Consider the following 9,333-nt stretch of genomic DNA (forward strand, 5'->3'; position numbering starts at 1 on the left):
CCCCCCCCTTGCCGCCCCCCGCTTTTTTTTAAAACCATGTATGGTTGTAAAAGAACACCCCCCCCCCCCCCGCCGCTCTGGCTGTTCCTGCTCTTCCTGCTGACCGCCTGCGCCGCATACGGATTGAAGGTGCTCACGCTCGGCCGCAGGGCCGCCGCGCCGGCCCGCAAGTGCTAGCCGGCCCGGACGCTGCCGGTCAGATAGGGATACCCCTTGGCGACGTTGCGCAGCGAAAGGTCCCAGCCGCCGTCATCGCCCTGGTCGATGTACAGGCCCGCGCTGCCGGGCAGCACCAGCGGCTTGCCGAACCGCACCGAGTACTGCACCCGCTCGGGCAGCCGTGCCTCGATGTTGGCCAATACCGCTGCGGCGCTGAACATCCCGTGCGCGATGACCGTCGGGAAGCCGAACAATTTGGCGGCGATCGGGTTGGTGTGGATCGGGTTGTGGTCGCCGCCGACGACGGCGTAGCGGCGGATCTGGCCGGGGCTGACCCGCAGCACGGTGCTGGGCGGCGGCAGCTTCGGCTGCTTCTGCGGCGGCGGTTTGGGTTCGTCGGACAGGCTGGTGCGTTGCTGGTGCAGGAAGGTGGTCACCTGGTGCCACGCGTCCTCGTTGCCGACGCTGACGTCCGTTACCAGGTCCACCAAGAGGCCCTTGCGGTGTTCGCGCAGGTTCTCCGCGTGCACGCGCACGCCGACGGTATCGGTCACCGCGATCGGGCGGTATTGCGTGATGCGGTTCTCGGTATGCACGGATCCCATTGCCGCGAAAGGAAAATCGAAGCCGGTCACCAGCGACATCATCGCGGGAAAGGTCAACGCGAACGGGTAGGTCAGCGGCACGTGGTTGCCGTAACGCAGGCCGGTGACCGCCGCGTACTCGGCCACCTTGGCGTGGTCGACGGGTAGCTCGTCGACGGTCACCGTGCGGGTGGGCAACTGGTCCGAGCGGGGCACCAACGGCAGGGCCCCGGCCGCCGCGCGCAGCATGTTCTTCAGGCCGCTTGGCTGATTCATCGCGTTCTCCTCGAAAGCCCTATGCGCCCAACATCGCCTGGCCGCAGACCCGAATGACGTTGCCGGTCACCGCATTCGAGGCCGGGCTGGCGAAGTAGGCGATCGCTTCGGCGACGTCGACGGGCTGCCCACCCTGCAGCAGCGAGTTCATCCGGCGGCCCACCTCCCGGGTGGCCAACGGGATGGCGGCGGTCATCTGGGTTTCGATGAATCCCGGGGCAACGGCATTGATCGTGATGCCCTTCTCGTACAGCCCGGGCGCCAGCGCCTGGGTGAGGCCGATCATGCCGGCCTTGGTGGTGGCGTAGTTGGTCTGCCCGCGATTTCCCGCGATGCCGGCCATCGACGACAGGCCGATCACCCGGCCCCCGTCGCCGATGCTGCCGTTGCCGATGAGGCCTTCGGTGAGCCGTTGCGGGGCAAGGAGATTGACGGCCAGCACCGCGTCCCAGCGGGCGTCGTCCATGTTGGCCAACAGCTTGTCGCGGGTGATGCCGGCGTTGTTGACCAAGATGTCGGNCGCCAATTCGCCGCGGCCCTGGGCGATTTCGGCACCGCATGGTTGAAGCGGCTGTCCGCGCACGACCGCGAGGTCTTGCTCGCGTGCGCCGCCGGGGCCGGGCTCGGCGCGGTCTACGCCGTTCCGCTGGCCGGCGCGCTGTTCACCGTGCGGATCATGCTCAACACCTGGCATCCGCGGGCGCTGGGCGCGGCATGCCTGAGCTCGAGCCTGGCCGTCGCGATCTGCTCGGCCGCCACGCACGATGAGCCGACCCTGAGCTGGCCCAGCGCGGAATCGTCGTACGTGCTGACCGCGCACGGGCTGATGCTGGCGCCGCTGACGCTTGCGGTGGGTCTGGCGTTCAACCGCCTCATGGCCGCGGCGCGCCCGGCCAAGGTGATGCGGACGTGGGTGCTGATCCCGGCGCTGGCCGCGGCGGGTCTGGTGATGGGCGTGTGCTCGCATTGGTGGCCGGAGTTGCCCGGCAACGGCCGCAGCATCCTGACGGTCAGCCTCGCCAGCGGCATGACGCTGTCGGCGGCNCCGTCGCGGGCGAACACCTCGGCGATGCAGGCGCCGATACCGCGGGCGGCGCCGGTGACGATCGCGACCTTGCCGTCCAGCGGCCGGTCCCAGTCGGCCGGCGGCGTGGCATCGGCCTCCCCGACGTAAAAGACCTGGCCGTCGACGTACGCCGACTTGCCGGACAGGATGAACCGCATCGTCGATTCCAGGCCCGTGGCCGCGGGTTTGGCGGCCGGCGACAGGTACACCAGCTGGACCGTGGCGCCGTGGCGCAGTTCCTTGCCCAGCGAGCGGGTGAAGCCCTCCAGCGCGCGCTGCGCGATCCGCTCGTCAGTGCTGGCGGCGGCGTCGGGCGTGGTGCCGACCACCACGACGCGCGCGCTGTGGCCCAGGTTGCGCAGCACCGGGGTGAAGAACTCGTGCAGGGCCTTCAGCCCGGCCGGCGCCGTGATCCCGGTGGCGTCGAACACCAGGCCGGCGAACTTGTCGGCCCAGCGGCCGCCCAGGTTGGCGCCCACCACGTCGTAGTCCTTGGCCAGCGCCGCGCGCAGCGGCCCGACCACCCTGCCCTCCCCGGCGATCAGCAGGGACCCGTCCAGCGGCGGATCGCCGGGCCGATAGCGGCGAAGTGTCTCGGGTTGGGGGATGCCAAGTTGGCGTGCCAGGAACGATCCGGGGCCGGAATTGACGACCTGCGTGAGCAAATCGGGGCGATTGGGAGCCACTGAGCTGCCTTCCATTGTCTTCGGGTGGCGTGCCGTTATCGGCCAACCGTATCGGGGACTGAACTTACTTCAGAGTAAGAACAGTGGGTAGTATGGCCTCTAACGGCCGGTCCGAGAACTGGTGTACCCGGAGATACACGGAGAGAAAAGTGGCCCCTGAGAGTAAGAGCAGGCGACCCGTCGCGGTGCTGGGCGGCAATCGTATTCCGTTCGCGAGGTCCGACGGCGCCTACGCGGAGGCGTCCAACCAGGACATGTTCACTGCGGCCCTGGACGGGCTGGTGGACAGGTTCGGGCTGGCCGGCGAGCGGCTGGGCGTAGTCGTCGGCGGCGCGGTGCTCAAGCACAGCCGCGACTTCAACCTGACCCGCGAATGCGTGCTCGGCTCCGAGCTGTCGTCGTACACGCCGGCGTTCGACATCCAGCAGGCGTGCGGGACCGGGCTGCAGGCGGCGATCGCCGCGGCCGACGGGGTGGCGTCCGGACGCTACGAGGTCGCCGCCGCCGGCGGGGTGGACACGACCTCCGACCCGCCGATCGGGCTGGGCGACAACCTTCGCCGCCAGCTGCTCAAACTGCGCCGGTCCAAGTCCAACCTGGAGCGGCTGCGGCTGGTGGGCACGCTGCCGGCCACCCTCGGGCTCGAGATCCCGGCCAACAGCGAGCCGCGCACCGGGCTGTCGATGGGCGAGCACGCCGCCATCACCACCAAGCAGATGGGCATCAAGCGGGTCGACCAGGACGAGCTGGCCGTGGCCAGCCATCGCAACATGTCCGCCGCCTATGACCGCGGGTTTTTCGACGACCTGGTCACACCGTTCCTGGGGCTCTACCGGGACGACAATCTGCGGCCCAACGCCAGCACCGAGAAGCTGGCGACGCTGCGCCCGGTCTTCGGCGTGAAGAACGGCGACGCGACGATGACGGCCGGCAACTCGACCCCGCTGACCGACGGCGCCTCGGTCGCGTTGCTGGCCAGCGAGGAGTGGGCGGCCGCCCACTCGATGGAGCCGTTGGCCTTCTTGGTGGACGCGGAGACCGCCGCGGTCGACTACGTCAACGGGCGCGACGGGCTGCTGATGGCGCCGACCTACGCGGTGCCCCGGCTGCTCGCGCGTAACGGGCTGAGCCTGCAAGACTTCGACTTCTACGAGATCCACGAGGCGTTCGCGTCGGTGGTGCTGGCCCACCTGCAGGCGTGGGAATCCGAGGAATACTGCAAGGAGCGGCTGGGGCTCGACGCCGCGCTCGGCTCGATCGATCGGTCCAAGCTCAACGTCAACGGTTCGTCGCTGGCGGCCGGCCACCCCTTCGCTGCCACCGGCGGGCGGATCCTCGCGCAGGCCGCCAAGCAGGTGGCCGAGCAGAAGGCCGGGCAGCAGGGCGGCGGGACCGTCCGGGCGCTGATTTCGATCTGCGCCGCGGGCGGCCAAGGCGTCGCCGCGATCCTTCAGGCCTGACATCCCGGGCGCTCGGCGCCCGGGGCCGAAATGAAATCCGTCACAGGCGGTTATGAACCCGGGCCGCGGGGTATCCCCTCGTCCGGATGGCCCCGTGTTGTGGTCTGACCCCCCGACCCCGACGGCAATACGGGGCATCCCTTTGGTCAGCCGCCCGGTCGCGGGAAGAGCGCTCCGGGCGTCCGAAAAGGGCCGCCGCTGGAGTGAGGGGATCCAGCGGCGGTCTTTTTCGCTCGCTCGGAAACCGGCGCGCAACGACGAGGTCCCCCGCTTCAACGAGGAAGCGGGGGACCTTTTGCGGTTGTCGGAGGCGGCTTAGAACGCGGCCTCGTCGAGCTCCATGATGTCGTTGTCCAGCGTCTCGATGACCTCGCGGGTGCCGGCCAGCAGCGGCAGGAAGTTCTTCGCGAAGAACGACGCCACCGCGACCTTGCCCTCGTAGAAGGACCGCTCGGAACCGCTGGCGCCGGCGTCCAGCGCCGCCACGGCCACCGCGGCCTGACGCTGCAGCAACCAGCCGATGACCAGGTCGCCGACGCTCATCAGGAAGCGCACGGAACCCAGGCCCACCTTGTACAGGCTGGTGACATCCTCCTGGGCGGCCATCAGGTAGCCGGTCAGGGTTGCCGCCATGGCCTGGACGTCGGCCAGCGCCTTGCCCAGCTGCTCACGCTCGGTCTTCAGCCGGCCGTTGCCGACCTCGCTGTCGACGAACTTCTGGATCTCACCCGACACGTGGGCCAGCGCCACACCCTTGTCGCGGACGATCTTGCGGAAGAAGAAGTCCTGCGCCTGGATGGCCGTGGTGCCCTCGTAGAGCGAGTCGATCTTGGAGTCCCGGATGTACTGCTCGATCGGGTAGTCCTGCAGGAAGCCGGACCCACCAAGGGTCTGGAGGCTCTCGGTCAGCTTCGCGTAGGCCTGCTCGGAGCCCACGCCCTTGACCACCGGCAGCATCAGGTCGTTGACCCTGACCGCCAGGTCGGCGTCCACACCGTTCAGCGCCTCGGCCACGGCCGCGTCCTGGTAGGTCGCGGTGTAGAGGTACAGCGCGCGCAGACCCTCGGCGTAGGCCTTCTGGGTCATCAGCGACCGGCGCACGTCGGGGTGGTGCGTGATGGTCACCCGCGGTGCGGTCTTGTCGGTCATCTGGGTCATGTCGGCGCCCTGCACGCGCTCCTTGGCGTATTCCAGCGCGTTGAGGTAGCCGGTCGACAGCGTGGCGATCGCCTTGGTGCCGACCATCATCCGGGCCATCTCGATGACCTCGAACATCTGCGCGATGCCGTTGTGCACCTCGCCGACCAGCCAGCCCTTGGCGGGCACGCCGTGCTGGCCGAACGACAGCTCACACGTCGCCGAGACCTTCAGGCCCATCTTGTGCTCGACGTTGGTGACGAACACGCCGTTGCGCTCGCCCGGCTCGCCGGTCTCGAAGTCGAACTGGAACTTGGGCACGATGAACAGCGACAGGCCCTTGGTGCCGGGACCGGCGCCCTCGGGACGGGCCAGCACCAGGTGGACGATGTTCTCGAACAGGTCCCCGGAGTCGGCGGAGGTGATGAACCGCTTCACGCCGTCGATATGCCAGGAGCCGTCCTCCTGCTGGACCGCCTTGGTGCGCCCGGCGCCCACGTCCGAACCGGCGTCCGGCTCGGTGAGCACCATGGTCGCGCCCCAGCCGCGCTCGGCGCAGAGCACCGCCCACTTCTTCTGCTCCTCGGTGCCGAGGTGGTGGATGATGTTGGCGAACCCGGCGCCGCCGGCGTACATCCAGACCGCGGGGTTGGCGCCCAGGATGTGCTCGTGCAGCGCCCACACCAGCGCCTTGGGCATCGGCATGCCGCCGAGCACCTCGTCGATGCCGGCCTTGTCCCAGCCGGCCTCCTGCACCGCCTGCACCGACTTCTTGAACGCCTCGGGCAGCGTCACCGAGTGGGTCTCGGGGTCGAAGACGGGCGGGTTGCGGTCACCGTCGACGAACGACTCCGCGACCGGCCCCTCGGCCAGCCGGCTGATCTCGGTCAGCATTTCCTGGGCTGTGTCGACGTCCAGGTCGCTGTACTCGCCCTGGCCTAAAGCCTTGTCAACGCCGAAGACTTCGAACAGGTTGAACACCTGGTCACGGACGTTGCTCTTGTAGTGGCTCACTACGTTCCTCCTCGTTGAGAATGCCACTTGTGGTTGGGTACTAGGTCTAAGTTACCCACCAGTAACTGTCCTAAAATATATCCGTTATTTGCGTCAACGCAAGCGAGTGTGAGCTACATTGCAGCGTCTAACTAACCAACCGGTTGGGCAGGCAGTTATTAGCCCACTGACCTGCGGAGACGATCGGCGGTGACCGACGTGAGTCGCGTCACTGCGTTGCCCGTGGTGGATCTGCGGGCCGGCCCCGAGCCGCTGCGGCAGCGCCTCCGGGAGGCCGCGCTGTCCGCGGTGGCCCGGACCCTGCTCGCGCATTGGGCGGCCTCGCTGGGCAGCGCGCCCGACGGCTTCGACGCCGCCTTCGCCGACGCACCCGCCACGCTCATCAAGGTCATCCGCTACCCCGCCCGCGCGGCCGGCTCGCAGGGCGTGGGCGCGCACCGTGACGCCGGCGCGCTGACGCTGTTGTCCCCCGCAAGCGGGAGGTGCCCCCAGGCGAGCCGGGCAGCCGCGGCCTGCAGGTGCGGCGCGCGACGGGCGGCTCGAACGGCTGGATCGACGTGCCGCCCGTGGCGGGGGCGTTCATCGTCAACATCGGCGAGCTGCTCGAGGTGGCGACGGGCGGCTACCTGAGGGCCACCGAGCACCGGGTGAACCTGGACGCGACGGCGACGGAGCGGATTTCGGTGCCGTTCTTCTTCAACCCGCGGCTGGACGCGCAGCTGCCGGTGCTGTCGCTGCCCGGGGAACTTGCGGCCCTGGCCGCCGCACGGCACGACCCGGCCGACCCCATCTTCTCGGTCTGCGGCCGCAACGCCTGGAAGAGCAGACTGCGGGCGCATCCGGATGTGGCGGCCGCGCACCGATACTCGCCGGGTGATGGCGACGGCCCGGCGTTCGGCGGGTAGGGTCGGGCCAGGCGAAAACCGTCTCCGATGCGAAGGGGCGAATGAGGTCCGGTGAACTCATCGAACAAGCTGACACCGTCCTCCCTCCGCGAGGCCTTCGGCCACTTTCCGTCAGGAGTCGTGGCCATCGCCGCCGAGGTGGAAGGAAACCGAGAAGGCCTGGCGGCCAGCACCTTTGTCCCCGTTTCGCTCGAGCCGCCGCTGGTGTCGTTCTGCGTGCAGAACACCTCGACGACCTGGCCCAAGCTCAAGGCCGTGCCGATGCTGGGCATCAGCGTGCTCGGGGAGTCCCATGACGCGGCCGCGCGGACGTTGGCCGCCAAGACCGGGGACCGATTCGCCGGCCTGGAGACGGTCTCCTACACCAGCGGTGCGGTTTTCATCAAGGGCACCGGCCTGTGGCTGGAAAGCGCCATCGAGCAACTGATCCCGGCGGGCGACCACACGATCGTGGTCCTGCGCGTCAACGAGGTGGCGGTGGACGCCGAGGTGGCACCCATCGTGTTTCACCGCAGCACGTTCCGCCGACTGGGCGTCTAGGGAGCAGGCTCGGGCACGCCCGCTAGGGGCGGTGGCCGAGCTCGTCCCGGTAACTGTCGATGCGCCGATCGATTTCGGCCGCGTCATCCTGCCGGCCTTCTTTGCGCGCGAGTTCGGCGCGGACCGACAGCTGGCGGATCGCGGTGCGGATCTCGTTGACGCTGGTGGTTCCTCGCATGGGTTTCGGGTACCCGATGCGGGCGGGGGCTTAACGGCGGAACAGCTTGTTACCCAGCCACACCACGGGATCGTATTTGCGGTCCGCGACCCGCTCTTTCATCGGGATCAGCGCGTTGTCGGTGATCTTGATGTTTTCCGGGCACACCTCGGTGCAGCACTTGGTGATGTTGCAGTAGCCCAGGCCGTGGGATTCCTGCGCCTGGTTGCGCCGGTCCAGCGTGTCCAGCGGGTGCATTTCCAGCTCGGCGATGCGCATCAAAAAGCGCGGGCCGGCGAACGCCTTCTTGTTCTCCTCGTGGTCGCGGACCACATGGCAGACGTTCTGGCACAGGAAGCACTCGATGCACTTGCGGAACTCCTGAGAGCGCTGCACGTCCGCCTGCGCCATCCGGTATTCCCCGGGCTGCAGGTCCTTGGGAGGCGTGAAAGACGGTATCTCCCGGGCCTTTTCGTAGTTGAACGAGACGTCGGTGACCAGGTCGCGGATCACCGGGAAGGTCCGCAGCGGCGTGACGGTCACCACCTCGTCCTCGGCGAACGTCGACATCCGGGTCATGCACATCAACCGGGGGTAGCCGTTGATCTCCGCCGAGCACGATCCGCACTTTCCCGCCTTGCAGTTCCACCGCACCGCGAGGTCGGGGGTCTGGGTCTGCTGCAGGCGATGGATGATGTCGAGCACCACCTCGCCCTCGTTGACCTCGACCGTGAAGTCCTGCAGCGCGCCGCTGGCGTCGTCGCCGCGCCACACCCGCATGGTGGCGTTGTAGCTCATTAGCCTCTCCGTCCTGGGTGGTCGGCCAGCTCTTCTTCGGTGTAGTACTTCTCCAGCTCGGAGATCTCGAAGAGCTCCAGCAGATCGGGCCGCATCGGCGTCTGGTCTTCACGCGTGATGGTGATGTCGGGGATAACGGCGTCGCCGCCGGCCGCGCGGCACACCAGCAAGACCTTGCGCCACGACGAATCCATCGACGGGTGATCGTCGCGGGTGTGGCCGCCGCGGCTCTCGGTGCGCTCCAGGGCGGCCTTGGCCACGCACTCGCTGACCAGCAGCATGTTGCGGAGGTCGATGGCCAGGTTCCAGCCGGGGTTGTACTGGCGCCCGCCCTCCACGTGGATGTTCTTGAACCGCTCGCGCAGTTTGTCGAGCCGGCCCAGGGCCTCGGAGATCTCCTCCGACTTGCGGATGATGCCCACCAGATCGTTCATCGACTGCTGCAGTTCCAGATGCAAGGTGTAGGGATTTTCGGCGGCGCCGTTCCCGGGTCCCTCGAAGGGGGCCAGCGCCCGCTGGGCCGCCGCGTCGACGGCGTCCTGGGCGACCGC

General features: G+C 68.4%; 6 protein-coding genes and 5 pseudogenes. 4 read left to right on the forward strand and 7 right to left on the reverse strand.

Annotated elements, in window-relative coordinates; genetic code table 11:
• Window positions 1-173: 173 nt before the first annotated feature.
• Entirely contained in the window at window positions 174-1,019 is an 846-nt protein-coding gene (locus BN4348_RS56960) for a MaoC/PaaZ C-terminal domain-containing protein (RefSeq protein ID WP_066917438.1), read from the reverse strand.
• A gap of 19 nt (window positions 1,020-1,038) precedes the next feature.
• Window positions 1,039-1,536: pseudogene (locus BN4348_RS56965) on the reverse strand (SDR family oxidoreductase); the annotation flags it as partial.
• On the opposite strand from BN4348_RS56965, the pseudogene BN4348_RS56970 reads away from it, so the two are divergent.
• A pseudogene (locus BN4348_RS56970) lies at window positions 1,537-2,061 on the forward strand (chloride channel protein); the annotation flags it as partial.
• Here the strand turns inward: BN4348_RS56970 and BN4348_RS56975 are convergent.
• A pseudogene (locus tag BN4348_RS56975) lies at window positions 2,061-2,771 on the reverse strand (3-oxoacyl-ACP reductase); the annotation flags it as partial. The pseudogenes BN4348_RS56970 and BN4348_RS56975 sit on opposite strands and share 1 nt — an antisense overlap.
• A 92-nt stretch (window positions 2,772-2,863) precedes the next feature.
• On the opposite strand from BN4348_RS56975, the gene BN4348_RS56980 reads away from it, so the two are divergent.
• Window positions 2,864-4,231, forward strand: coding sequence for an acetyl-CoA C-acetyltransferase (locus tag BN4348_RS56980; protein WP_276002938.1), 1,368 nt, complete (start codon window positions 2,864-2,866; stop codon window positions 4,229-4,231).
• Window positions 4,232-4,546: 315 nt separating this feature from the next.
• On the opposite strand, the gene BN4348_RS56985 is transcribed toward BN4348_RS56980, so the two are convergent.
• Window positions 4,547-6,382, reverse strand: coding sequence for an acyl-CoA dehydrogenase (locus tag BN4348_RS56985; protein ID WP_066917440.1), 1,836 nt, complete (start codon window positions 6,380-6,382; stop codon window positions 4,547-4,549).
• A gap of 270 nt (window positions 6,383-6,652) precedes the next feature.
• Between BN4348_RS56985 and BN4348_RS56990 the strand changes: the two are divergent.
• Together BN4348_RS56990 and BN4348_RS56995 are read left to right on the forward strand one after the other, a co-directional pair.
• A pseudogene (locus BN4348_RS56990) lies at window positions 6,653-7,287 on the forward strand (2OG-Fe(II) oxygenase family protein); the annotation flags it as partial.
• Window positions 7,288-7,338: 51 nt separating this feature from the next.
• Window positions 7,339-7,827, forward strand: a complete 489-nt coding sequence (locus tag BN4348_RS56995) for a flavin reductase family protein (protein WP_066917441.1) — start codon at window positions 7,339-7,341, stop codon at window positions 7,825-7,827.
• A 22-nt stretch (window positions 7,828-7,849) separates the two neighbouring features.
• Here the strand turns inward: BN4348_RS56995 and BN4348_RS60605 are convergent, their stop codons facing one another.
• The 3 genes and pseudogenes from BN4348_RS60605 to BN4348_RS61995 form a co-directional block, all read right to left on the reverse strand.
• Window positions 7,850-8,005 carry a hypothetical protein gene (locus tag BN4348_RS60605; RefSeq protein ID WP_096866234.1) on the reverse strand — a complete coding sequence of 52 codons (156 nt, stop codon included), beginning with the start codon at window positions 8,003-8,005 and terminating at the stop codon, window positions 7,850-7,852.
• Between the two features lie 30 nt (window positions 8,006-8,035).
• Window positions 8,036-8,782: a succinate dehydrogenase/fumarate reductase iron-sulfur subunit gene (locus BN4348_RS57005; RefSeq protein ID WP_066917442.1), complete on the reverse strand. Its 747-nt coding sequence runs from the start codon at window positions 8,780-8,782 to the stop codon at window positions 8,036-8,038.
• A pseudogene (locus BN4348_RS61995) lies at window positions 8,782-9,333 on the reverse strand (fumarate reductase/succinate dehydrogenase flavoprotein subunit); the annotation flags it as partial. The pseudogene BN4348_RS61995 and the gene BN4348_RS57005, both read right to left, overlap by 1 nt.

Origin of the sequence: Mycobacterium interjectum, assembly GCF_900078675.2 — a bacterium.
Taxonomy (GTDB): Bacteria; Actinomycetota; Actinomycetes; order Mycobacteriales; family Mycobacteriaceae; genus Mycobacterium; species Mycobacterium interjectum.